This is a genomic window from Streptomyces guryensis (genome assembly GCF_021261325.1).
GTDB classification, from domain to species: domain Bacteria; phylum Actinomycetota; class Actinomycetes; order Streptomycetales; family Streptomycetaceae; genus Streptomyces; species Streptomyces guryensis.
Genome location: NZ_JAJSBI010000034.1, coordinates 71,387 through 93,965, shown reverse-complemented (window position 1 = coordinate 93,965; position 22,579 = coordinate 71,387). Strand labels below are relative to the sequence as shown.

Below are 22,579 nucleotides of genomic sequence, written 5' to 3'. Positions count from 1 at the left end.
CTCAGCGGCCGTTCCCCTTGGCGCCCCTGGACGGGTTGGCACCCTTGGACGGGGCGCGGCGGCGGCCCTGCTGGGCGGGGCGGCCGCGCCGTGCCCGCGGGGCGGAACCCGTACGGGACGGGCGGCCCTCGGCTGCCGGACGTGCCTCCGCGGCCGGCGGAGCGAGAACGACGGGCACGCCCGACGGGGCCTGGGCGCCGGTGATACGGGTCAGTTCGGCCTCGCCCGAGCGGACCCGGGTGGTCCGCGGGGTGATGCCGGCGTCGGCCATCAGGCGCGACACCTCGCGGCGCTGGTGGGGCAGGACCAGCGTGACGACCGTGCCGGACTCGCCGGCGCGTGCCGTACGGCCGCCCCGGTGCAGATAGTCCTTGTGGTCGCCGGGCGGGTCGACGTTGACGACGAGGTCGAGGTTGTCGACGTGGATGCCGCGGGCCGCCACGTTCGTGGCCACCAGCACGCTGACATGGCCGTCCTTGAACTGGGCCAGGGTCCGGGTGCGCTGGTTCTGCGACTTGCCGCCGTGCAGCGCCGCCGCGCGCACCCCGACGGCCAGCAGCTTCTTGGCCAGCCGGTCCGCCGCGTGCTTGGTGTCCAGGAACATGATCACCCGCCCGTCACGGGCGGCGATCTCGGTCGTGGTCGCGTGCTTGTCCTCGTCCTCCACGTGCAGCACGTGATGGTCCATCGTGGTGACGGCGCCCGCGGACGGGTCCACGGAGTGCACGACGGGGTCGTGCAGGTAGTTACGGACGAGCCGGTCCACGTTGCGGTCCAGCGTCGCCGAGAACAGCAGCCGCTGTCCGCCGGGGCGCACCTGGTCGAGCAGTGCCGTCACCTGCGGCATGAAGCCCATGTCGGCCATCTGGTCGGCCTCGTCCAGGACCGTGATCGCGACCCGGTCCAGGCGGCAGTCCCCCCGGTCTATGAGGTCCTTGAGCCGGCCGGGTGTCGCCACGACGACCTCGGCCCCGCCACGCAGCGCGCTCGCCTGGCGGCCGATCGACAGCCCGCCGACCACGGTGGCGAGCCGCAGCCGCAGCGCGCGGGCGTACGGGGTGAGCGCGTCGGTGACCTGCTGGGCCAGTTCCCGGGTGGGTACGAGGACGAGGGCCAGCGGCTGCCGGGGCTCGGCCCGCTGCCCTGCGGTCCGGGCCAGCAGGGCGAGGCCGAAGGCGAGCGTCTTGCCTGAGCCCGTGCGACCGCGGCCCAGGACGTCCCGGCCTGCGAGGGAGTTCGGCAGCGTCGCGGCCTGGATCGGGAACGGGGCGGTCACGCCCTCGGTGCCGAGCGTGGCCAACAGGCGCTCGGGCATGTCGAGTTCGGCGAAGTCCTCGACGGGCGGCAGCGCCGGGGTGACGGTGACCGGCAGTGCGAACTCGCCGCCGGACGCGGCGGGGCGACCCCGGCCCGGACGGGAACGGGGGGCTCTCTTGTTCGTATTCGTACGAGCTGTGCGGTTCATGCGGAAGCCTCCTCGATGCGGCACGTATCGAGGAATGCCTCCCGACGGACGGACCGTATGAGGATTCGCAAGAAGGAGCCGAAGAAACCGAAGGAACGGATGAAGAATTCGAAGTGAAGGATGCGGCGCAGGATGGGGCGCGGCACGGGGAAACGCAACGAGCCGGGGCCCGCACCCAAAGAGTGCGGGCCCCAGCCACGTAGTGCGTACGCGTCAGCGTCAGGCGGGAACGATGTTCTCGGCCTGCGGGCCCTTCTGGCCCTGCGTCACGTCGAAGGTCACCTTCTGGCCCTCCTGAAGCTCGCGGAAGCCCGAGGTGGCGATGTTCGAGTAGTGCGCGAACACGTCGGCGCCGCCACCGTCCTGCTCGATGAAGCCGAAGCCCTTTTCCGCGTTGAACCACTTCACGGTGCCAGATGCCATATTGAATCTCCCTTGAGGGCATTGACCGGGTCCGCACCTTGCGGAACCGGCGTCGCAGCAACGATTGACCTGACGTGAACAAAAAAGAGTGCTCGTCGACGGAAGGTCGAAGAGCACTCAAAAGTCTCTGGTAACCAAAACTGCCACTTTTATCACGGTAGCACAGGTCGCGGCTCGGCGCTGGGGTATAACCGGCGCATGATCTATCACGTCGTGTCGAGCGCCGAGTGGAACGCCAGTCCCGACCGGCCCTACGCCCCTTCCTCCCTGGTCGGAGACGGTTTCGTGCACTGCTCCCCGGACGAGGCGACCACGCTCAAGGTCGTGAACGCGTTCTACCGCAGCGCTCCCCGGCCGCTGCTCGCGCTGCTGCTCGACGAGGCACGGCTGACCGCGGAGTGCGTGTGGGAGGCGGCGGATCCCGCGCCGCCGCCGGGAGTCGCCGAGAGCACTCTGTTCCCGCATGTGTTCGGGCCTCTCGACCGCGAGGCCGTGGAGCGCGTCCTGGTGGTCCGCTGGGACGAGGAGGGCCGGGCGACGGGACTGGAGGACCTGCCGGACGCGCCGGACGCCGTCTGATGGCGGCTGGCGCCGACTGACGGACCGCCCCACCGTCCCACTACCACCCCCCGTGCGGCTCCGACCAGGACGTCTGCCCTCACGTTCAGGTTGCGTTCAGGGTCGGACATGCCTCGGGCAACTCGTGCACTACAAGCGCCAAAAGTCTGGCAAAGGGGCCTGTGGTGACGGCTGTTCGCCATGTCATCGTGCCTGCCATGACGACAGATCACCTCACCTCCGACCGGTCCGCGCAGCACGCGGGCCGCATACGGCACTCGGCGAGCAAGGTGCCGGAGGTGACCGTCTACTTCTGGATCATCAAGGTGCTGACCACGGGCATGGGCGAGACGGCCTCCGACTGGCTGGCCCATGTGCTCGGCCCGATCCCCGCGGTGGGCATCGGCGGCATCGGGTTCGTGGCCGCCCTGGCGGTGCAGTTCGCCGTCCGCCGGTACGTCGCCTGGATCTACTGGACCGCGATCGTAGTGGTCAGCGTGTTCGGCACGATGGCCGCCGATGTGCTGCACGTCGGCCTCGGGGTGCCGTACCTGGTCTCGACGCCGTTCTTCATGGTCGCGCTGGCGGCCGTCTTCGTGCTCTGGTACCGCAGCGAGGGCACCCTCTCCATCCACAGCATCCACACCCGGCGCCGCGAGGCCTTCTACTGGGCGGCCGTCCTCGCCACCTTCGCCCTCGGCACCGCCGCGGGCGACCTCACCGCCACGATCGGCCTCGGCTACCTCGGCTCGGCCGTCGTGTACGCCGCCGCCATCGCCGTCCCGGCCGTCGCCCACCGCTGGGGTGGCCTGAACGCGGTGACCGCCTTCTGGTCGGCGTACGTCATCACCCGTCCGCTCGGGGCCTCCGTCGCCGACTGGATGGCCATGAGCCACCAGCGGGGCGGACTCGACCTCGGGCTGGGCCCGGTCACCCTGTCGTGGACGGTCGCCATCCTCGGCTTCGTCGGCTATCTGGCGGTCTCGCGCGCCGACGTCCGCGGCGACGCCGTGGCCTGACTCCGTCAGCGCGTCCGTACGCCCGTCCGCCGGACCGGTCAGGCGGTGCGGCGGGCGAGCCCCCGCACCGCCAGCGCCGCGCACAACGCCGCCAGCGGCAGCTCCGCGCCGAACGCCATCGCGAGCGCGGAGAGCTGGTCCCCGCCCGGGGCGGCCGTCATGGTGTCGAACCAGGCGTCGGCCACCAGCAGGGTCGCGGTCGCGCAGCCCGTGAGCGCGTGCAGAGGGTGGCCGCGGGCGGCCAGCAGCCCCGTGGCGATCAGGCCCGTCGCCTCCAGGGCGTCCAGGCCCACCCATGCGGTGTTCCAGTGCGTGGCGACGGCGGTGCCGGGCAGGCCGTTCGCCAGCACGAGCAGCCAGGGCAGCAGGGCCAGCCCGCAGCCGACGAGGACATGTTCCGTGCGCCAGCGGTGGTACCAGCGGCGGACGCCGGGTACGGCCACGCGGCGGGTGACCCTGTGCTCCTGACGGGTCATCAGCATGCTCATCGGTTCGGTCTCCTCGCGTTTCCGGCTCTCCTCCACGACCTCCAGCCTTCGCCACACGGCGGCCACAGTCAGTAACGCAGCGGTCCGTTCCGGGGGTGGCACCAGTTGCACCCCGAGCCGGGCACTCGCACCATGGACCGGCTCTGACCTGGGCCCGTAGCGTTTCCCCAATGCGCACCGTCACCCGTCTGCAGGGGCTGCTCCTGCGGCCGTTCAGAGGGACCCAACGCCAGGTCGCCTTCCTCGCCACGGGTCTGCTGATCCAGTTCGGCGTTCTGGTCGTCATGGCTCTGCCGTTGATCGTCTTCAATGCGATGTCGACGGGGGCGGTCCTGCTCGCGTTGGTCGCGGGGCTCGCCGTCGCCGTGCTGATGGAGCCGCTGCTGACCCGGGCGCAGCACGCCCGCTTCCGCACCCGGCTCGGCGTGGACATCCCTTCGCCCCATGGCGGACGGCGGCCCCGGCTGTCCGAGTGGCTACGGTCCCCGGTGGGGCGGCGGCAGCTCTTGTACCACTGGCTGTACGGGCCGTTGCTGTCCCTCGGGGCGCTCCTCGTGCTGCTGACCTGGGCCGTCGCGATCGCCGCCGCCTTCACCTACGTGTGGATCTGGGCCGTACCACCGGAGTGGCGCCTCCAGCACCTCGGGTCTTCGACCTGGGCGGCCTACCTCACGGTTGCCGGAATCGCCGTCCTCGACCTGGCGGCCTGGCTGTCCGGCGCCCTCACCCGGCTGGACACCCGCGTGGCGACCGTCCTGCTCGGCCCCAGCCGGGCCGAGCAACTGGCGCGCCGGGTCGAGGTCCTGACCGAGAGCCGGGCCGGACTCGTGGACGTCGTGGACGCCGAACGCCGCCGCATCGAACGGGACCTGCACGACGGCGCCCAGCAGCGGCTGGTCTCGCTGGCGGTCAACCTCGGGATCGCCAAGGCCACCCTCGGTGACCTGCCCGAGGACGCCCGCCGAGTGATCGACGAGGCGCACCGGGAGGCGAAGGAGGCGATCGAGGAACTGAGCAGTCTGGTACGAGGGTTGCATCCGGCCGTCCTGGAGGACCGCGGCCTCGACGCCGCGCTCTCCGGCCTCGCCGCCCGGGTGCCGGTCCCGGTCCGGGTGACGGTGGACCTGACGGCGCGGCTGTCACCGACGATCGAGTCCGTCGCCTACTTCGTCGTCTCCGAAGCGCTCACCAACGTGGTGAAGCATGCGGAGGCGTCCGAGGGCGAGGTCACGGTGGAGCGTGCCGGGACGAGCCTGCTCGTCGTCATCCGGGACGACGGCGTGGGCGGCGCCGAACCCGGCCGCGGAACCGGCCTTTCGGGGCTGGCCAAGCGAGTCGCGTCGGTCGATGGCACGCTGGCGGTCGACAGCCCCGCCGGGGGGCCGACCGTCATCACCGTGGAGCTGCCGTGCGTGCCGTGATCGCCGAGGATTCCGTACTGCTCCGGATCGGCGTGGTCAGGGTCCTGGAGATGGCCGGATTCGAGGTGGTCGCAGAAGTGGGCGACGCGGAGGCGCTGTTGGCGGCGGTGGAGGAGCACCGGCCGGACATCGCGGTGGTGGACGTCCGCATGCCCCCCGGCTTCACGGACGAGGGCGTACGGGCCGCGCTGGTCGTCAAGCGCCGGTGGCCGCGGACCGCCGTACTGCTCCTGTCCCAGTACGTCGAGGAGCGCTACGCCACCGATCTGCTGTCGGCCAACACCTCCGGCATCGGCTATCTGCTCAAGCAACGGGTCGCGGACGTCGAGGAGTTCGCGGCCACCGTGCGCCGGGTGGCCGAGGGCGGCACCGCCCTCGACCCACAGGTGGTCTCCCAGCTGCTGGTGCGCCGGCACAGCGGCCCGCTGGACCGCCTCACCCCCCGGGAACGCGAGGTCCTGGAACTGATGGCAGGCGGCCGGTCCAACGCGGGTATCGCCGAACAACTCGTGGTCAGCGAGAGCGCGGTGGCGAAACACATCAACAGCATCTTCGCCAAGCTGGACCTGCCGAAGGCGGACGCGGACCACCGGCGGGTGCTGGCGGTGCTGCATTTTCTCGGGGTGGCGTGAGTTCTTGGCGGGGTGCGTGCGGCGCCCGCGGGACGGGGCAGCAAGCCGCCTCCCCCGACGCCCGCCCCGGGACGGGTTGCGCCCCGGGGCGGGCTGAGGTGCCCGGGATCAGCCGTGGCTCCGGTCCCCGCTCTCGTAGGGGGAGCCGTTGTTGTCGCCCGTGTGGTAGTTGTGGGTCGCGGTCCCCGCGTAGGTCCACGCGTCAGCGGGGCTGGTGCTCCACGTGGTGTGGATGGTGACTCCCGCGGTCCAACGGCCGGCACCGTTGTAGTAGATGCCGTTGCCACCGTTGACGGCGACTTCTGCCGGCCCGGTGGAACCCGAGACCGCGCTGTCGTACTCCTGCTCCGCGAAGCCGTGGAAGATGGCGACCTTCACCCAGGCCCCGGTGGTGTGGTAGTGGGCGTGGGTGCGGTAGTACGAGTCCCAGACCCAGTGGGCCCGCACGTGGTAGCAGCCGTCGTACTCCTGGTACAGATAACCCACCTTCTCACCGTTCATGGTGATGTTGACGTTGTTGGCGCCGACCTGGCGCCATGCGCAGTCGAGCGCGGTGGCGCCGGCACTGCCGGCGGTGCCTATGGTGGCGCCCCCGAGGGCGGCGAGGGTGGCGGCCGTCATGGCGACGGCACGTCGGGCGTTCCGGAGCTTGCGCATGTGTGGCGGTCTCCTTACGGCGGACGTCCGCTCAACGCACGGACATCGGCTCGGAGAGGGGGTGGCTTGCCGAGTGTGCGTTGCAGAACGTACGTGGCGGGCAGACAGCACGAAGGACCTCGATGCGCTGTGAATCGGTCGTTCCGGTGCAGACCCGCACAGTGGGGGTGTTGTGCACCCGTCAATGCTGGATAATCTCCTGGGCGGACGGACTCCGGCTGTCTGTCGGATTCCGGGTGTCTGTCGGGGGGAAGAGACGTGCACCGTGGGGATGCGCATACGGACACGGCGGCGGCCGTCCGGATGCGACGGGCCGAGGACGTGCTGAACATGCAGCGCGTGGCCCGCAAGGGCGGAACCTCGCTGCTGCTTCGCTGGCTGGGTACCCGCGCCGGAGCCGAAGTCCTTCTCGTCGACTCCTCGGGTGCCGTGGCCTCCCCGCCGCGAACGCCCCTCGGCGATGCCGAAGGGGATCTGGTTCGGCGCGCGGTGCGAGAGCTCACCGTCCGAGGGCTGAGGTCCATGGCCGTCGACCAGGACGGGACCACCTGCATCATCCTTCCCCTCGACGGCCCGCGGGGCGTCTGCATGCCGCTTCTCGCCGCCGTGTTCCCCAAGCCGGCGGCACTCGACGTGCGGCTCCTGCTCGCGGATGCCACCTCCGCCCTGAGTCTGGGCTGGATGACGGAACACACCTGGCAGCGGCAGCGCCGGGTGCAGAGGGCCGACGCCCGACTGCGGGAAGCAGTGCTGCGCCTTCTGATGAACGGTCAGGTCACTGTCGCGCGCCAGATCGCGGGGGCACTCCGACCCGAGCTGCCCGGGACGGTCCGGGTGTACGTCATCGAAGGGCCGCCCGGCATACGGAACCAGGTGGCGGACGAGCTGGCCGAGACGGCCGAGCACGCATGGATCGTTCCCTGCCCCGTCTACGGCGACCACATGTTCGTCCTCGTGCCCGCGGGCCCCGACGCACCCCCCGACCCTTCGCCGCACTGGACCAGGTCCCCGTCGCTGACAGCCAGGTGCTGGATCGGCGTGAGCGACGAGCTGCCGCTGCGGGACACCGCCACCGGCTACGCCCAGGCCTTCCACGCCCTCGCCGCCGCACGCCACCGCGCGGAACGGCAGTCCTCGTTCGCCGGCAACCCCGACCTGGCACTCACCATCGGGCCGGACGCGGTCACCTGGGCCGAGGGCTTCCTCGCCCCGGTCCACGCCCACCGTGCCAGACGGCATCACGACCCCGACAGCAAGGAGTTGCTGGCCACGGCCGCGTCGTGGCTCAACTTCTCCTCTCGCGCGACCGCCCACCTGAAGATCCACCGCAACACACTGTCCGCACGCCTCACCTGCATCCAGCGGCTTCTGGACCTGGACCTGGACCGACTCGCCGACCAGGCCGCCCTGGCCCTCGCCCTCCGCGCGCTCGCCCCCGGAAGGCCCGCCCGTCCACAACACGATGCCGCAGACGTTCCCTCCTCCCTGGACGAACTGCTCCGGCTGCCGCAGGTCGCGGGGTGGGCGGAACACCAGTTCCGGCCCCTGCGCGTGCCCGGAATCCCGGCCTCCGTCCCCGACACACTCACCACCTGGCTGCGTCTCGACGCACGCATCGCCCCGACCGCGGCGGCACTGTCCCTCTCGGCATCCGCCGTCCGCAAACGCCTGACACGCAGCGAAGCACTGCTCCAACGTTCTCTGCTGCGGCCCCCGAGTGCCGTCCACGACCTGTGGTTCGCGCGACGGGCCCTCGACCTCATGGCGCGGGAACCGGCGCCGGCGGGCTGATGTGCGGGCGCTCGGCGAGGCGCTCGGCCGTTCTTCGCGGACCGAGGTCATCCGACGCGGACGGCCCGGGTGCGGGACCCGGGCCGTCCGTGTGGTGCATCAGTGTGGTGCGGGAGTGTCAGCCCCGGTGGCTCGCCTTCGCGAGGGCCGGGACGAACTTGAGGGCGTCCACGGTGCCCACGCCGGTGGCGAGGTCGTAGCCGTTGACCGCCTTGTAGCCGGTCACACCCTGGTAGGAGTTGTTCGTGCCGTCGTTGACGTCGACGATGCCGTTGGCCTTGGCGTGGTGGGCGTAGAGGTCGTACAGCGCCTTCTGGATGTTGCCCACCCGGTGGCCGGCCGCCTGGTCGGCGAGGGCGACGATGCCCGAGAAGAGCGGGGTGGCCTCGCTGGTGCCGCCGCTGACGTCCCAGCCGACAGCGGTCGGGTCGTAGCTGGAGTAGATCCAGGCGCCGCCGTTGACCGCCGCGGTCATGGAGATGTCCGGGGTGCCACGACGGGTGCCGACCGTGCTCTTCACGCCGTCCTGGAAGGACGGGCGGGTGAAGACGTGCGACTGGCCGCCGCCGCCGGAGCCGTAGTCGTTGTAGACGCTGTCCGGCTTGACGCGGTCGCCCGCGTCGTTCAGGTGCAGCTGGGTGCCACCGATCGAGGTGACCAGCGGGTCCGAGGAGGGCCAGGAGTTGACGCGCTTCTTGTAGTACGTCTTGCCGTCCGACTTGAGGTCGGTCGCGCCGCCGTCACCGGAGGCGGCCAGCACGGTCACGTGCTTCTTGTCGGCGTCCTTGAAGGCGTACCGCAGCTTCTTGATGCTGGAGAAGTCACCCCTGTCGAAACCGGGGAAGGTGTTCTCCGTGGCGCCGAAGCTCTGGCTGATGACGTCGCCGACGTTGTGGTCGATCAGGTGCTTCTCGGCGTCCATCATCTCCGGCAGACCGGTGGTGCCCTCGGTCTCGGAGACCGCGGTCTCGACGACGACGATCTTGGCGCCGGGCGCCACCGCGTGCGCCATCTCGACGTCCAGCGTGGTCTCGCCGGCCCAGCCCGTCATGTCCGTGTTCTTGGGGTCGAAGGCGGGGACGTGCCCCCACTTGACCACCTTCACCTTGGTGCTGGGCAGACCGAACTGCCTGCTGTAGACGTCCAGGTCGTGCTGGACGGTCGGGGAACCGTAAGAGTCGACGATGACGATCGTGCGGCCCTTGCCCGTGACGCCCTTGCGGTAGAGGGCGTTCAGGTCGTACGCCTTGCGGTACTGGAGCGGGGTATAGCAGTTGATGTGCCACTTGGTCTGGCACTGCTCACTGGTCAGCGGGCTGCTCACACCGTGGACCAGGGTGTGCCCGGCGACGGCCGGTACCGCCAGGGTGTGCGGTACGGCGGCGGGCGCGGCGGTCGCCAGTGCGGTGACCGCGAGTGCGGCGACGGACGTGGCAGCCGCGACGCCCAGCCCGATGCGGGCTATGTGCATGAATCCCCCAGGGTTCGGAGTGGTCTCCGCGCATCCCATCGAATGAGTCATGCACAGTTCAAGACCGTTGAATCGACGATGCCGAACCCTTTACCTCCCGATTGACCGTCAACTTTCCCGGTTGCCGGTCAGCTTTCCCGTTTGATCCACTCGCTGCCGCCCAGGGGGTAGTCGTAGCCCGGGCGGTTCACGTCGGCGCTGGTGCGGAACGCGGTGCCGGAGTTGTCGATGTGGACGGTGCCGCTGCGGCTGCCGCTGGACCAGTCCAGGGTGAGGTCCCAGCGGACGTCGTGGGCCTTGGTGTGGGCGACGACGTAGAAGACCTCCGGGTCGGACTCGCTGACCTTGTACGGGAAGTCGCGCTGGCCGCCCTTGACGGTGACCGTGGGACTGCCGTCGTCGAGGTCGACGTCGAAGGACTTGGTCTCCACACCGCCGCCGCAGCCGACACCCATCGAGTAGTCGTTCCAGGAGAGCGGCGCGCCCTTGGTGAGGACGCGTACGTGCAGTGCCTCCAGTACGACGGTCTCCGCGCCGGTGCCCTGCACGGTGAGGGCGACCTCCTGCGAGCCCGAGGACACCGCCCCGTACGCGGCGGCCCAGCGCGGGGCGTCCGGCTCGCTCGCCGGCGGCCCGACCTGCGCGGGCTCGCTGTCGACGAGGAAGTGCTGGCTGCACGGGCTGTCGTAGACGTAGGGGCGGGTGCCGACGGTGAGGGGGACGGCGCCGGTGGGCGGTGCCGGGCTCTGCGCCCCGCGGCCCCCCGACGCGCCGGACCCGGTTGTCCCGGTGGGGGAGGCGGTGCTCGACGCGGACGGTTTCTGTCCGCCCTTGCTCGAAGTCGTGGACGGGGCGGGGGAGGGCTGCCCGGCGGCGCCGGCGTCCCGGGTGCCGGTGGAGATCGGCACCTTGGTGTCCCCGGCGGGGGCGGTCGTCGGTTGCAGGGCGTACGTGACGGCTCCCAGCGCGGCGACCATCGCGACGGATGCGATCAGCGCGGTACGACGGCGGAGCCGCCGGGGACGACGCGACGGTGCCGGCTCGCCGGGCACATCGACGACGACCGGTTCATCGTCCTCACCCCCGGTCTCGGGCGCCACGGCCTCCGGCACATCAGCCGGACCGACCCGATCGACCCGATCGACCGGACCGTCCGGATCATCCGGAGCGAGCGGACCGTCTGAACCGGCTTTCTGGGCCGGCCCCGTCCGCGTGGCCTCACCCTCGGCCTCAACCGTGGCCTGTTCGGCCTTCCGACCGCGCACCGCGTCCGCCAGGATCCAGCGCCGGTGCAGCTCCACCAGTTCCTGCGGCGTCGCCCGGCAGACCCGGGCGAGGCGCTCCACCGGTGCGTACTCGATCGGCACCGCGGCGCCGCTGCAGTAGCGGTGCAGCGTCGACGTGCTCATGTGCAGCCGCTTGGCCAGCGCCCCGTAGCTCAGTCCCGAGCGGTCCTTTAGTTCGCGCAGCTGCCGCGCGAACGCCTCGGTCTCCGCGGCCCCGCTCGCCTCCGACACCCGTTCCCCCACCCCTCCGTATTCCCCCGCGTTCCATTCGCGCGTTCCAGGCGCACTGTGTTCGCCCTGGGCAGAGCGCGTTTCGGCGTTCCAGTGTCCCCAACTGCCCGCCATGCGTGGCGGTTGGAACGGATCACCTCACAAGCTTCGGTCATCCAATCACCACCCCACCCGAACACCGAAGGGGCACAGTCACATGTTCAACTTCAGGGCCTCCCGCACCCGTTTCGTCGGCGCCACCGCGACCGTGGTTCTCGCCGCGCTCTCCCTGACCGCGTGCAACGACGGAACGGGTGCCCGCGCCGAAGGCGCCTCGACGACCGCCGGCAAGACCGCGACCGCTTCCGCCGGCACTTCTTCGTCCGCCACACCTTCGCCCGGCTCCAACTCCTCCTCGGGCTCTTCCTCTTCCTCTTCCTCCGCGGGTTCGTCCTCGGGCTACTCGGGGGCCAAGCCCGCCACCGTCACCACCCCGAGGTCCGGCACGCGTACGTCCTCGTCGAAGGCGCCCGGCTCCTCCGGAGGGCCGGTCACCTGCGAGGGGTCCAACACCAAGACGATCGCGGCTCCGCTGAACCGCCCCGTGAACCACATGCTGCTCACGGTGACCAACACGGGCAGCAGGACCTGCTACCTCTACGGCCACCCGGCCGCCCGCTTCGGCGAGGAGGCCCAGTCCGTGCCCCCCGTCATCGAGGACTCGAAGCCGCAGGCAGTCGTCACGCTCCAGCCGGGCGAGTCCGGCTACGCCTCCGTGAACCTGTCCGCCACCGACGGCAGTGGCTCGAACGGCTACACCGCGAAGTCCCTGTGGGTCTACTTCCAGGGCCGCTCCATGAGCGGGAGCGTCGGCGCGAGTGCCCACCCGTCGCTGCCTGCGAAGGGCGTCTACGTCGACGACTCGCTCAAGGTCACGTACTGGCAGCAGTCGATGGACGACGCCGTCAACTGGTGAGGTCTGAGGGCGCGTTCGAAGAACGAGGAGTCCGCTGCGGCATTGGGGGGTTTTCCCCATCGTGGGCGGGGCGGTGGCTGAGTACAGTCGCGGTGACTGATCACCGATCCGATTCGCTTCACACGGGGGAACTACATGCGAGGCATGCAGACGCGCGTTCTTGCGGCAGTGGCTCTGGCCGCTCTCACCGCCGGCGGGCTCTCCGCGTGCTCGGCTGTCGACCAGAAGACCTTCGAGGACGACGCCAAGGTGTCCCAGAAGATCACCTCGATCCGTGTCGACAGCAGGGACGGCTCAGTGGTGGTCGACGCCTCGGCGGACGTCTCGACGACCTCCGTGCACCGCAAGGTCGACTACCGCGGTGACAAGCCGAGCGGCACCTCCTTCAGCGTCGAGAACGGCGTCCTGACACTCTCCGGCTGCGGTGCTCACTGCGGTGTCGACTACGTCGTCAAGGTGCCCGCCGGTCTCCCGGTGACGGGAGGCACGTCCAACGGCAGCCTCACACTGACCGCTGTCGGCAGGGTCGACGTGCACACGAGCAACGGCGAGATCGCGGTGAACAGCGCGACGGGCCCGGTGAAACTGCGCACGTCCAACGGCGACGTCAACGTCAAGGACGCCAAGGGCGGCGACGTCGACACACAGACGTCCAACGGCGAGGTGACGATCCAGACGGCCACCCCGCAGAACATCAGGGCCCGCACGACCAGCGGCAACCTGACGGTCACGGCCCCGCACGCCAAGTACCGGATCTCGGCGGACGACTCCCACGGCGACAAGAAGGTGGCGTTCGAGAACGACCCGTCGGGCAAGTACCGCTTGGACCTCTCGACGACGAACGGTGACCTGACCGTGGAGGCGGCCGGCCGGTGACTCCTTCCGCCTGATGAGCCAGGGCCGGAAAGGCCCTGGCCTCACAGGGCAGTACACCTGGGGCGCGAGTCGGGCCGCCACCTCGAAGGCGGTGTGGCGCAGGACGGCACGTGCGTGCTCTGCGAGGAGACGGTCGCAGTGATGCAGCAGCGGGTGGTCGACTCCCCCGCCAAGTGGACCGTCAGCGCGGACGGCTGGGGCCTCGGCTGGACCCTGTACGACTGGAACGGCATCCAGGGTGTTCGCGGGCACCGGGGTGGGCGCGGCGTTCAGCGAGGACCACATGCCCGTGGTGTTCTCCACACTGGAGGACGGCACGGCCTGCGTCCACATCGGCATGCGCTGCGGCCCCAAGGTCGCGTAGCACGGCCACCGGGCAGCCCGCGGCACTTCGCCCCGCCGGATCACCGGCGGGGCGAAGCAGTGTCTGTGCTGTGCTGTTCGGTCTGCTCGGTGAAGCTGCTTCGCGAACTACTTGGTGAAGGCCGCGACACCGTTCGGGGTACCGAGGCCCGTCGGGCCGTCGTAACCCTTGCCCGCCTTGCACAGGTAGTCGCTGCAGGAGCCGTTTGCGCCATCGGTGACGTCGTTCAGCTTGTCCGGGTGGGCGTAGGGGTACGCGGCCGGAACGTCGTTTCCGGGAGTGCCCGCGAGGGCGTACACACCGGCGATGAACGGCGAGGAGGCGCTGGTGCCGCCGTACACGTTCCAGCCGCTGGCCTGGTAGGTGTCGTAGACGGCGAGCCCGGTGGCCGGGTCGGCGACGGCCGCGACGTCGGTGACGGCGCGCTTGGCGCAGCCGCTGTCCTTCTGCCAGGACGGCTTGGCGTCGAACTGCGAGCAGCCCGAGCCCGCTCCGTCGCCGCCGGCGGACTTGCCCCAGACGGACTCGGACCAGCCGCGGGTGCTGCTGTCCTTCTTGAGCGAGGTGCCGCCGACGGCGGTGACGTACTGCGAGGCGGCCGGGTACTCGACGCCGTAGCCGCTGTCACCGGAGCTCACGGTGATGGCGACGCCGGGGTGCTTGAAGTACTGGTCGTCCGAGGTCGTGTCGGCGGCTTCCTCGCTGCCGCCGTAGCTGTTGGAGACGTACTTGGCGCCCTGCTTGACGGCCTGGTTCACGGCCGCGCCGAGGTCGTCCATGTTGGCGGACTTGGCCTCGACGAGCAGGATGTGGCACTGCGGGCAGGCCGCGCTGACCATGTCGACGTCGAGGGAGATCTCGCCAGCCCAACCGGCGTCCGGCGCCGGGTAGTTGGTGCCGCCGTCCTGGTCGGTCTTCTTGAAGCAGCCGTTGGCGGTGCTGCACTCCGGCAGGCCGTACTGGGTGCGGTAGGCCGCCAGGTCCTTCTCGGCGTTCGGGTCGTCGTTCGCGTCGACGATCGCGACCGTGGCGCCCTTGCCGCCGTCCTTGGGCAGGTTGTACGCGGCCTGGAGGTCGGCCGGTCCGAAGCCCTTGGGGGTGTCGTTGCGGCCGAGGGACTTCTGCGACCTGAGGTCGGTGCGGACCTCCGCCTGGCACGCCATGTAGCCGGGCTTGCTCGGCTGCGAACACAGCCGGTGCGTCTGCACCGTGGTGGCAGCGGGCGCCGCGCTGTCCGTCGTGGCGAAGGCCGAGGACTGCGAGGCGACGGCCAGGCCGCCGGTGATCAGAGCCGCTGCCGACAGCAGTGCGGGCGCGCCGCGGCGTATGAGGTTCCTTCTGCGATGAGAACGCAATGAACTGCCCTCCGTGGGGGGATGGGGGGCTCCGCACCGGCGGCCGGAAACGCTGACGCCCTGCTCGATGTCACGTGCATGACAAGCGGTTTCCGTTGGGGGTGGCCGGTTGGAGCCGTGTTTCGGGCATTCTGTTGATGTGCCACCCCGGTCAGTGGTGGCTGCTGACGAGGTTATTGACAGTTTGCCGAAGAGAACAGCGCGGGTTGGTAAAACCTTGGCCCCCAACTCCGCTGCGCCGACAGGTACCTTGTGCAGCCATGGAGCGTGAAGACGGAACCGTCGACGACCTGATGTCCCTGGGCCTGGCCCGCTACGAGGCACGGGTCTACCTGGCACTCGTCAGGCGTGGTTCCTACACGGCCGCCGAGGCCGCCCGGGAGGCCGACGTACCGCGCCAACGCGTCTACGACGTGCTGGACGCCCTGGTACGACGGCAGTTGGCCACCTCACACCCCGGCCGCGTGGCCACGTACTCCGCCGTCACGCCCGAGTTGGCCCTCGCCCGGCTGATGGCGCTGCAACGCGAGTCCGTCGACCGTCTGGAGCGGGTCTCGCAGGCGCTGGCCGGTGTCCTGCAACCGCTCTGGTCCCTGGGGCGGGAGCACACCGATCCGCTGGACTACATCGAGATCCTGCGCGACCCCAAGGCGATCGCCGAGCGCTTCGCCGACATCCAGCGGCAGGCGCAGCACGAACTTCTCACCTTCTGCAAACCCCCGTTCGTCGCCCCCGCGGACAACAACGAGGGCATCGCGGTGGTCCGCCGGCTCCACAGCTCCGGCGGCACCGTCCGGGCGATCTACCTCGACGACGCCCTGGACGACCCCGAGACGGTGGAGCACGTCCGGCGCTTCGCCGCGGCGGGGGAGGAGGCCCGCTTCGCCCCCGAACTGCCGCTGAAACTCGTCATAGCCGACGCCTCCCTCGTCCTGTGCGACATGCCCGACCCGGTGGCCGGCGCCGGTTCCACCACCACCCTCTTCATCGAGCACCCGGCCCTCGCGGCCTGTCTGCGGCTCGCCTTCCACACGGTGTGGAAAGACGCGGCGCCCGGGCCGTGATCACGTGAGCGCGTTACGGATCTCGAGGGCGAGGTCCCGTACGGCCCGATGCTCGTCGGTGTCGGCGGACGGGGCGTCGACGACGGTGTCGACCAGGCGGAGGGCCCGCTGGACGGCCGTGCCCCGGTGGGCGTAGGCGTCGACGAGCGCGTCGAGGTTCGGCTGGACGGCGGTGGCGAGTTGCTCGCGCAGCAGGTCGCGTTCGGCATACAGGGCGTCGAGGGCGTCGCTGGTGATCGTGTTGACGCTGTGGCGCTCGGTCGGGTCGTGCGGGACCCGGTCGCGTTCCGGGATCCGGAGGTCGAGATCCGCGACGAGCTCGTCGAAGCGGCCGCGTTCCGCGGCGAGAAACGCGGCCTCGTCCTGAGCACGGGTGCCGGCCACGGTGGCGTGGTCGGGAGGGCTCATGCTGTAGACGATGGAGTACCCGGACAGGCACAGCACGCTGACGATGAGCAGGATCGGGATCATGGCCTTGCTCCGGTGACGTTCGCGGGGGAGGGGACGGGGGCGGGCGTGCGGGGCGGTGTCGCCTGCGCTGCGCAGGAGGCGACACCGCCGTCAGCCCGTGGCTGCCTTGCAGGGGTGGGCGCGCATGCTGCCGTCGCGCTTCGGCTGGAAGCTCCGTCCGCAGTCCGGGCAGGGGAGCGGTTCGCCACCGGGTTCGATCAGGGCCGCGATACCGGTGTCGAGGCCGAGCCAGACCAGGAGGGTGACGAGCGCGTCGGCCTCCAGTGAACGGCCGCTGATGATCCGGCTGAACGTGGCCGGAGCGAGTCGTGTCTGTTGTGCGACACCGCGCCAGGTCAGGCCGAGTTCCCGGCGTCGGGTGTCGAGACGGTGGTGGAGTTGGGGGACATCCAGGCGGTGGGTGCTCACGAGGTGCACCCCCCTGCCGGGACGGCCGCGCGTCCGGCGGTGCCGGCTCTGGGTGTGGCGTGCATGGACGTGTGCCTCCTGCGGGTTCGGGCCCGGTCGGGGTTTCGTCCATGGAGAGTCCGGTGGGCGGCGGCGATTACGGGAAACCGGAGAGATTTTTTTCCGGGGCCGGCCCGTTCTCCGCCGGCCCGCTCTGCGCCGGTCCACTCTCCGCCGGTCAGTTCGTCGGCGCACCCGCCAGGTCGTCCAGCCCGCCGTGGCGATCCGTTCCCAAACGCGTCGCTCGATCTCCGTACGCACCTGGGCGCGGCAGCGCTCGCGCGGGCTTCGCTTGCCCGCCCTTGCGGGAGGCAGGCTGCGCCCACCCGGGCCGCCCCAGCGGCACGAGCGCCCGCAGAGGGGAGCCTGGGCAGGTCGAGCCCGAACACCGCGCTCGCCGTCACCTGCGGGGCTGCGCATCGTCGAGGGTGTCCACCTGTGGGCCTTCGAGAAGGTCGAGCCCACCACGACCGCGGGTCTCGAAGCGTGGTTGCACGGCCTGAGGACCACCGCCGAAGGCGAAGCGGCCCGGGGTGTTATTGAATGAGGGGTGCGGTCAGGAACCTCGGGACCCTGTCGCCCGGGTTCTGGTACGGCCCCGGCGCTGTGCCGGGGTCGGTGAGCGAGCTGAGAGAGTCGCATGGACTCCACCCCCTCCCCTTCTTCCGCGTCGCCGTTCGACATGGTCAGCGGCGCTTTGGGGCAGTACATGCCAGGGGGCGCAGCGGCCGCCGGTTCCGCCGACCCGCAGGACGACAGCACCGCCCGCCGGCCCGTACCGGCCGGTCCGGACCCCGGCCGGCAGGAGCAGATCCTCGGTGCGGTCAGTCTGGACCGGGAGCTGAGAATCACCCGCTGCAATCTGGACGCCCCCGTCTTCACGGGCGTGGAGGCCGTGACCGGGGCCCCTTTCGTCGATCTTCTGCCTCCCTGGGACGTACCGACGGTCACCCGGCGGTTGCGGCAGGTCCTCGAGACCGGTGAGCCGCACGTGGCCCGGGTCCAGCGCCTGCGCCGCGCGGACGGGTCGGAGCTGGTGGTCTCCATGAGCATCCTGGCCGCGGCGGCGCCTCAGGAGGGCCTGACCGTCTCCGTGATCGCCATGGCCAGGAGGCTGCACCTGTACGCCGCCGAGACCGCGATCGGCACCTCGTTGGACATCGGCGAGACCGCGCAGTCGCTGGCGGAGTCCCTGCTGGCCTGGGGGGACGTGACCGCCATCGACCTCGACTTCGCCGTGTGGACGGGCGAGGTGGTCACCGAGCAGCCGCAGGGGCGCATCCGGCTGCGGCGGGCGGCCCTGGTGCCGGACCGGGCGTGGCCCGACGGCTATGTGACCCCGGGTCGTGATCTTCCCGGCGACGCGAGTCGTCTGCTGTCGCAGGCGATACGGCGTGACGACGCCGCGCAGGCCATCGTCATACCCGACCGGGAGGCGATCGAGCGGGTCCTCGGCAGTACGCGGCTGGTGCGTGCCCTGGTGCCCGGCGACCAGGCGGCGGCCGTGGCGTGCGTTCCGCTGGTCCTGGACGGCACGCCGCCCGTCGTCCTGGGCGTGGCGGAGGTCTGGCGGCGCGCGGACCGCCCCTTCGAGGACGGCGAGCTGTTCGACCTGCAGGAGCTGGTGGCCAGGACCTCCCACCACGTCGACCTGGCCCGTCAGCACCATCGCGAGCACACCCAGGTGCTGGCGTTGCAGCGCCGGCTGCTGCCCCGGTCCGCCGGCGACACCATCGAGACCGCCAGCGTCTACCAGCCCGCCACCCCCGACAGCGCGGGCGTCGGCGGTGACTGGGTGAACAGCTTTCCGCTGCCGGACGGCCGGACCGCGCTGGTGGTCGGTGACGTCGTCGGACACGGCCTGGGGGCCGCGGCGACCATGGGACAGCTCAGCATGGAGGCCCGCGCGCTGCTGTCCGCGGGGCTGGCACCCGACGAGGTGCTGGAGCACCTGGACGAGACCGTGTCACTGCTGGACGACGCGGAGTCCGGGCTGGCGGCCGGGTACAGCGCCCTCGGGTCGACCTGCTGCATCGCCGTGTACGACCCGGTCAGCCACCGTGTGGCGCTGTCCAGCGCCGGCCACCTCCCCCCGGTCCTGGTGCCCCCGGACGGGCCCGCCGGCCCGGTCGGGATCAGCCCCCACCCCGGGCTGGGCGCCGAGTTCGCGCTGCGGGAGCCCTTCGAGGTGCACGCGTTCGCCGCGCCCCCGGGCTCGCTGCTCGCCCTCTACACCGACGGCCTGGTGGAGGATCCCGCCCTGTCCATCGACGAGGGCATCGGCAGGCTGGCGGAGGCCGTGTCCACGGTGCACCCCTGGGACGCCCTGCCGCAGGCCGCGCGGCGCGTGGTCTCCGCGCTGGCGCCCGTGCGCCGGCGCGACGACGTGACCCTGCTGCTCGCGCGCATGATCGGCTACCGCAAGGGGGACACCGCCACCTGGCGGCTGCCCGCCCGCGGCGACGCGGCGGCCCGGGCCCGCGCGCTGGTCTCCGGGCTGCTGGGGCAGTGGGGCACCAGGGACGACACGCGGGACAGCGTGCTGCTGGTGGTCGACGAGCTGGTCGCCAACGCGGTCCGCTTCGCCGGCGGACCCCTCACGGTGCGCCTGATCAGGACCGGTCACGGGCTGCTGTGCGAGGTGGGCGACACCGGGAACGGCAGGCCGCGGCTCGGCCGGGGCGGGCTCTTGGACGACGGGGGCCGTGGCCTGCACGTCGTGCATGGCCTCACCACCCGGTGGGGGGTGCGGTGGACGGACGCCGGCAAGGTGGTCTGGGCGTCGGTCGAGAGGTGACGCGGCCGCGCGCGAGCCAGGCGGCGGGTTACAGCCACTCCCCTTCCAGGGCGGTGGCGGTCAGGCCCGGCGCCGCCGCGTACAGCACGGCACGACTGCCCCGCTTCTGCCCGGCGTCGTACGCCCTGCGCATGATGTCGAACACGGCGGCGCCGCCCCGGTTGCCGCTGGTGTAGCTCTCCCGGCTGTAGTCCAGCAGCCCCGACGGCCATCCGTCGGGCATCGTCTGCTCCATGTACTCCAGCACACGCGTCCCGCCGGGGTGCGCGAGCAGGACGTCGGGGTGCCAGGAGCCGGGGTCGTCCTGGTAGCGGACGCGCAGCCACTCCCACATCGCGGTGACCGTCTCCTGCACGGCGCGCGGCCCGCGCCGGTCCATCACGAAGTGGGTGCCGTCGTCCCGTGTCTCCAGACGGTGCAGGTCCTGGGTGCCGGGCAGGGTGTGGTTCCAGGCGGCGTCCAGCCGCAGCGCCGACTCGGGCCTGGGGCGGCCCGTGACCACCGCGGCGACCGCGGTGTCCGCGAACAGCAAGCGGACGATCAGGGACTCCAGCGTGTCGTCCGCGGGCTGGTACGTCGTGCTCAGTGCCTCCGCTATCACGACCAGGACCACCCGGTCGGGATCCGCGGCCACGAGATCCGCCGCCAGCGCCAGGGAACGGGTCCCGGCGATGCAGGCCCACTGCGTGGCCGGCAGCAGCATCGCGTCGCCCCGGAGCGGGAGCCTGTTGGCCAGGGAGACGTCCAGCCCCGGCAGCGCCGGGGTGGTGGAGTGACTGGTGATCAGACAGTCGACGTCGGAGGCGTCCAGCCCGGCGATCTGCAGGGCGCCCCGCGCCGCACGCTCCCCGCAGGACTGCACGGCCGCCCAGGCCGGCGCGGTGCGCTCCTGCACGGTCTGCGGCGCGGGTATCGCCTCAAGGGCGGCGATCACGCGGTCCACGTCCTGTTCGGTGAAGCCGTCCCCGGCCAGCGCCTCCCGGGCCGCCCCGGCACCGGCGGCGGGGAGGCCGCTCCCGTCGCCGGGCGCGACGGCGGTCTCCAGCGGCACCATCCACCCGCGGGTTTCGATGCCCGTACTGGCCGCGATCCCGTCGATCCGCGGCGCCCACGCCGCGTCCGGGTGGCGACCGCGCACCTCGGCGACGATCTCGCTGGTCTGCACGACGTGCTCGCCGTGTATCACGGCAGGCGGGCACAGGTAAGCGGCCATGATGTGGCACCTTTCTGCGGGGAGATGAGGCAGAACGTCATGAACGCCGTGTCATGCGCCACTTCGGGCCAGTGCAACCAAATCCATGGCGTTGCGCTCTACTTCGGGCTTCGGTATCCGTTCCGAGCATGGACGCCAAATGGGCATTTGCGCTGTGACCTGGACAACTCGGATGGTTCTTGGCGCACGTGACACCGAGCACACCGAACCGGTCCGGCGCGGCCCGTGCCGGGTCGGACGCACCGGCGGGCAGGCCGCGGCCGGGCGGGGTTCGAACTCCCGGGTCCCTACGGGGACATGTCCCGCGTCAGCAGCTCACCCTGTCCCCGGCCAGCTGCTCCTCGATCAGATCCGCGGCCCGCCGGGTGCCGCCCTCGGCGCGTACCTCGGACCACAGCCACGCCGAACGCGCGGCGACCTGTGGATCTCCGATGAGTTCCATCAGGGCGGTACGCAGCGCCGCCGCCGTGACCTCCGCGCTGTCGATGCGGCGGGCGACGCCCAGTTCGACGAGCCGGTCGGCGTGGAGGCACTGGGCGGGGCCGTTCGGTACCGCGATCATCGGCACGCCGGTGTACAGGCCCTGGCTGCTGCTGTCCGTCCCGGCGTGCGTCACCCATACGTCCGCCTGCTCGAGAATGGTCAACGGCGGCTCCCACGGCCGGACTTCGAAGTTGCGGGGGACGCGCTCGGCCAGATCGCTGCCGCCGGCGGTCTGCAGCACCACATGCCAGCCCGGGAGATCCGTGAACGCGGCCGCGCACTGGTGGTGGATCTCCTGCGGTGCGAGGTGCGCCGCGTCGGTCAGCGACACCAGCAGCACCTTCTTCGCACCGGCCGGCCGGGTCCAGCGGTCCTGCTCCCGGCCGACGCCGAAGCACGGGCCGACGAACGACACCGCCTCGGCGTCGACACGTTCCGCATGCGGCTGCAGGGCGCGCGGGATCATGGCCAGCACGCGCTTCGGGTGGCCGGTGAACTCCTCCACGTTCGTGGTCACCGCACCGCACCGGCTCAGCCAGGCGGCGAACCGCGCCCGGTACTCGGAACCTCCGGGCAGCCGGGCGAAGGCCGCGCCGACCTCCTCCTGGGCGCCCTCCCAGGCCACGTGCGCCGCGGCGAGCTGGACGTGGCCGCGGCCCTGCGCCTCGGCCAGCGCGCGGCCCGCGTACGCGCCGACGTCGTAGAGGTAGAGGTCGGCGGGATCGTCGTCGTACACGGCATGCAGCTGGGGCAGTACGGCCATCGCCTCGTCGAGGAAGCGGGAGGCGGACGCGATGGGAGTGCGCGGCCAGTCGTGGTCGGCGACCGGAAGAGTGGAGGTGATGCCGACCGGTTCGGCGCCGGTGAGGGCGACCAGCTCGGCGAGGGGGCCGGCGTTGGCGTACGTCACGCGATGGCCGCGGGCCACGAGTTCACGGATGATCTCCAGGCCGGGCAGCACATGGCCGACCAGAGGCGTGCCGACCATGGCGATATGAGCAGAACGAGACATAATCGGATTTCCTTGGATATGGGCGAGGTCTACGACAGAGCAACGCCGAGGAGCCCGCCCGGGCAACGCGGTCCCGGGACTTTCCGGATCGGCCACACCC

21 protein-coding genes are annotated in these 22,579 nt (G+C 71.2%); 10 read left to right on the top strand and 11 right to left on the bottom strand.

What is annotated here, in order from left to right:
- Position 1: 1 nt before the first annotated feature.
- On the bottom strand, positions 2-1,465 hold the full coding sequence (locus tag LJ657_RS41955) for a DEAD/DEAH box helicase (protein WP_232654959.1): 1,464 nt from the start codon (positions 1,463-1,465) through the stop codon (positions 2-4).
- Positions 1,466-1,684: 219 nt separating this feature from the next.
- Positions 1,685-1,888, bottom strand: a complete 204-nt coding sequence (locus tag LJ657_RS41950; protein ID WP_007383480.1) for a cold-shock protein — start codon at positions 1,886-1,888, stop codon at positions 1,685-1,687.
- Positions 1,889-2,086: 198 nt separating this feature from the next.
- Between LJ657_RS41950 and LJ657_RS41945 the strand changes: the two genes are divergently transcribed.
- Together LJ657_RS41945 and LJ657_RS41940 are read left to right on the top strand one after the other, a co-directional pair.
- Positions 2,087-2,467, top strand: a complete 381-nt coding sequence (locus LJ657_RS41945; RefSeq protein ID WP_232654958.1) for a DUF952 domain-containing protein — start codon at positions 2,087-2,089, stop codon at positions 2,465-2,467.
- Positions 2,468-2,664: 197 nt separating this feature from the next.
- Positions 2,665-3,465: a COG4705 family protein gene (locus LJ657_RS41940; protein WP_232654957.1), complete on the top strand. Its 801-nt coding sequence runs from the start codon at positions 2,665-2,667 to the stop codon at positions 3,463-3,465.
- A 38-nt stretch (positions 3,466-3,503) separates the two neighbouring features.
- Here the strand turns inward: LJ657_RS41940 and LJ657_RS41935 are convergent, their stop codons facing one another.
- Entirely contained in the window at positions 3,504-3,953 is a 450-nt protein-coding gene (locus tag LJ657_RS41935; RefSeq protein ID WP_308117129.1) for a hypothetical protein, read from the bottom strand.
- A 170-nt stretch (positions 3,954-4,123) separates the two neighbouring features.
- On the opposite strand from LJ657_RS41935, the gene LJ657_RS41930 reads away from it, so the two are divergent.
- Together LJ657_RS41930 and LJ657_RS41925 are read left to right on the top strand one after the other, a co-directional pair.
- Positions 4,124-5,374 (top strand): sensor histidine kinase, encoded by a 1,251-nt coding sequence (locus LJ657_RS41930; RefSeq protein ID WP_232654956.1) that lies wholly within the window; start codon positions 4,124-4,126, stop codon positions 5,372-5,374.
- Positions 5,362-6,006, top strand: a complete 645-nt coding sequence (locus LJ657_RS41925) for a response regulator transcription factor (RefSeq protein WP_232654955.1) — start codon at positions 5,362-5,364, stop codon at positions 6,004-6,006. Before LJ657_RS41930 ends, LJ657_RS41925 begins: the two co-directional genes overlap by 13 nt.
- 108 nt (positions 6,007-6,114) lie before the next feature.
- On the opposite strand, the gene LJ657_RS41920 is transcribed toward LJ657_RS41925, so the two are convergent.
- On the bottom strand, positions 6,115-6,663 hold the full coding sequence (locus LJ657_RS41920) for a hypothetical protein (protein ID WP_232654954.1): 549 nt from the start codon (positions 6,661-6,663) through the stop codon (positions 6,115-6,117).
- 258 nt (positions 6,664-6,921) lie between these two features.
- Between LJ657_RS41920 and LJ657_RS41915 the strand changes: the two genes are divergently transcribed.
- Positions 6,922-8,454, top strand: a complete 1,533-nt coding sequence (locus LJ657_RS41915; RefSeq protein ID WP_232654953.1) for a helix-turn-helix domain-containing protein — start codon at positions 6,922-6,924, stop codon at positions 8,452-8,454.
- A gap of 118 nt (positions 8,455-8,572) precedes the next feature.
- Here the strand turns inward: LJ657_RS41915 and LJ657_RS41910 are convergent, their stop codons facing one another.
- Positions 8,573-9,925 (bottom strand): S53 family peptidase, encoded by a 1,353-nt coding sequence (locus tag LJ657_RS41910; protein WP_232654952.1) that lies wholly within the window; start codon positions 9,923-9,925, stop codon positions 8,573-8,575.
- A gap of 128 nt (positions 9,926-10,053) precedes the next feature.
- Positions 10,054-11,442 carry a helix-turn-helix domain-containing protein gene (locus tag LJ657_RS41905; protein ID WP_232654951.1) on the bottom strand — a complete coding sequence of 463 codons (1,389 nt, stop codon included), beginning with the start codon at positions 11,440-11,442 and terminating at the stop codon, positions 10,054-10,056.
- Positions 11,443-11,638: 196 nt separating this feature from the next.
- On the opposite strand from LJ657_RS41905, the gene LJ657_RS41900 reads away from it, so the two are divergent.
- From LJ657_RS41900 to LJ657_RS48405, 3 genes are all read left to right on the top strand, one after another.
- A complete protein-coding gene (locus tag LJ657_RS41900; protein WP_232654950.1) occupies positions 11,639-12,397 on the top strand; it encodes a DUF4232 domain-containing protein in 759 nt (252 codons plus the stop codon).
- Positions 12,398-12,541: 144 nt separating this feature from the next.
- Complete coding sequence (locus tag LJ657_RS41895) at positions 12,542-13,273, top strand: DUF4097 family beta strand repeat-containing protein (RefSeq protein WP_232654949.1); 732 nt, start codon at positions 12,542-12,544, stop codon at positions 13,271-13,273.
- Positions 13,274-13,511: 238 nt separating this feature from the next.
- Entirely contained in the window at positions 13,512-13,637 is a 126-nt protein-coding gene (locus tag LJ657_RS48405; RefSeq protein ID WP_269787542.1) for a hypothetical protein, read from the top strand.
- 107 nt (positions 13,638-13,744) lie between these two features.
- On the opposite strand, the gene LJ657_RS41890 is transcribed toward LJ657_RS48405, so the two are convergent.
- Positions 13,745-14,992: a S53 family peptidase gene (locus LJ657_RS41890; RefSeq protein WP_232654948.1), complete on the bottom strand. Its 1,248-nt coding sequence runs from the start codon at positions 14,990-14,992 to the stop codon at positions 13,745-13,747.
- Positions 14,993-15,252: 260 nt separating this feature from the next.
- Between LJ657_RS41890 and LJ657_RS41885 the strand changes: the two genes are divergently transcribed.
- Complete coding sequence (locus tag LJ657_RS41885) at positions 15,253-16,056, top strand: TrmB family transcriptional regulator (RefSeq protein WP_232654947.1); 804 nt, start codon at positions 15,253-15,255, stop codon at positions 16,054-16,056.
- Here the strand turns inward: LJ657_RS41885 and LJ657_RS41880 are convergent, their stop codons facing one another.
- Together LJ657_RS41880 and LJ657_RS41875 are read right to left on the bottom strand one after the other, a co-directional pair.
- Positions 16,057-16,527 (bottom strand): hypothetical protein, encoded by a 471-nt coding sequence (locus LJ657_RS41880; RefSeq protein WP_232654946.1) that lies wholly within the window; start codon positions 16,525-16,527, stop codon positions 16,057-16,059.
- A 90-nt stretch (positions 16,528-16,617) separates the two neighbouring features.
- The gene (locus LJ657_RS41875) at positions 16,618-16,935 is read right to left on the bottom strand and encodes a helix-turn-helix domain-containing protein (protein WP_232654945.1); all 318 of its coding nucleotides are present in this window, start codon (positions 16,933-16,935) and stop codon (positions 16,618-16,620) included.
- 679 nt (positions 16,936-17,614) lie between these two features.
- On the opposite strand from LJ657_RS41875, the gene LJ657_RS41870 reads away from it, so the two are divergent.
- Positions 17,615-19,771, top strand: coding sequence for an ATP-binding SpoIIE family protein phosphatase (locus tag LJ657_RS41870; RefSeq protein WP_232654944.1), 2,157 nt, complete (start codon positions 17,615-17,617; stop codon positions 19,769-19,771).
- 28 nt (positions 19,772-19,799) lie between these two features.
- On the opposite strand, the gene LJ657_RS41865 is transcribed toward LJ657_RS41870, so the two are convergent.
- Positions 19,800-20,984 carry a beta-ketoacyl-[acyl-carrier-protein] synthase family protein gene (locus tag LJ657_RS41865; RefSeq protein WP_232654943.1) on the bottom strand — a complete coding sequence of 395 codons (1,185 nt, stop codon included), beginning with the start codon at positions 20,982-20,984 and terminating at the stop codon, positions 19,800-19,802.
- A 307-nt stretch (positions 20,985-21,291) separates the two neighbouring features.
- Positions 21,292-22,482 (bottom strand): macrolide family glycosyltransferase, encoded by a 1,191-nt coding sequence (locus LJ657_RS41860; protein WP_232654969.1) that lies wholly within the window; start codon positions 22,480-22,482, stop codon positions 21,292-21,294.
- Between the last annotated feature and the right edge of the window lie 97 nt (positions 22,483-22,579).

Coding starts and splice junctions, on each gene's coding strand:
- LJ657_RS41955 (WP_232654959.1), bottom strand. CDS start 1,465: ATGAACCGCACAGCTCGTACGAATACGAACAAGAGAGCCCCCCGTTCC.
- LJ657_RS41950 (WP_007383480.1), bottom strand. CDS start 1,888: ATGGCATCTGGCACCGTGAAGTGGTTCAACGCGGAAAAGGGCTTCGGC.
- LJ657_RS41945 (WP_232654958.1), top strand. CDS start 2,087: ATGATCTATCACGTCGTGTCGAGCGCCGAGTGGAACGCCAGTCCCGAC.
- LJ657_RS41940 (WP_232654957.1), top strand. CDS start 2,665: ATGACGACAGATCACCTCACCTCCGACCGGTCCGCGCAGCACGCGGGC.
- LJ657_RS41935 (WP_308117129.1), bottom strand. CDS start 3,953: ATGAGCATGCTGATGACCCGTCAGGAGCACAGGGTCACCCGCCGCGTG.
- LJ657_RS41930 (WP_232654956.1), top strand. CDS start 4,124: ATGCGCACCGTCACCCGTCTGCAGGGGCTGCTCCTGCGGCCGTTCAGA.
- LJ657_RS41920 (WP_232654954.1), bottom strand. CDS start 6,663: ATGCGCAAGCTCCGGAACGCCCGACGTGCCGTCGCCATGACGGCCGCC.
- LJ657_RS41910 (WP_232654952.1), bottom strand. CDS start 9,925: ATGCACATAGCCCGCATCGGGCTGGGCGTCGCGGCTGCCACGTCCGTC.
- LJ657_RS41900 (WP_232654950.1), top strand. CDS start 11,639: ATGTTCAACTTCAGGGCCTCCCGCACCCGTTTCGTCGGCGCCACCGCG.
- LJ657_RS41895 (WP_232654949.1), top strand. CDS start 12,542: ATGCAGACGCGCGTTCTTGCGGCAGTGGCTCTGGCCGCTCTCACCGCC.
- LJ657_RS41885 (WP_232654947.1), top strand. CDS start 15,253: ATGGAGCGTGAAGACGGAACCGTCGACGACCTGATGTCCCTGGGCCTG.
- LJ657_RS41880 (WP_232654946.1), bottom strand. CDS start 16,527: ATGATCCCGATCCTGCTCATCGTCAGCGTGCTGTGCCTGTCCGGGTAC.
- LJ657_RS41870 (WP_232654944.1), top strand. CDS start 17,615: ATGGACTCCACCCCCTCCCCTTCTTCCGCGTCGCCGTTCGACATGGTC.
- LJ657_RS41865 (WP_232654943.1), bottom strand. CDS start 20,984: ATGGCCGCTTACCTGTGCCCGCCTGCCGTGATACACGGCGAGCACGTC.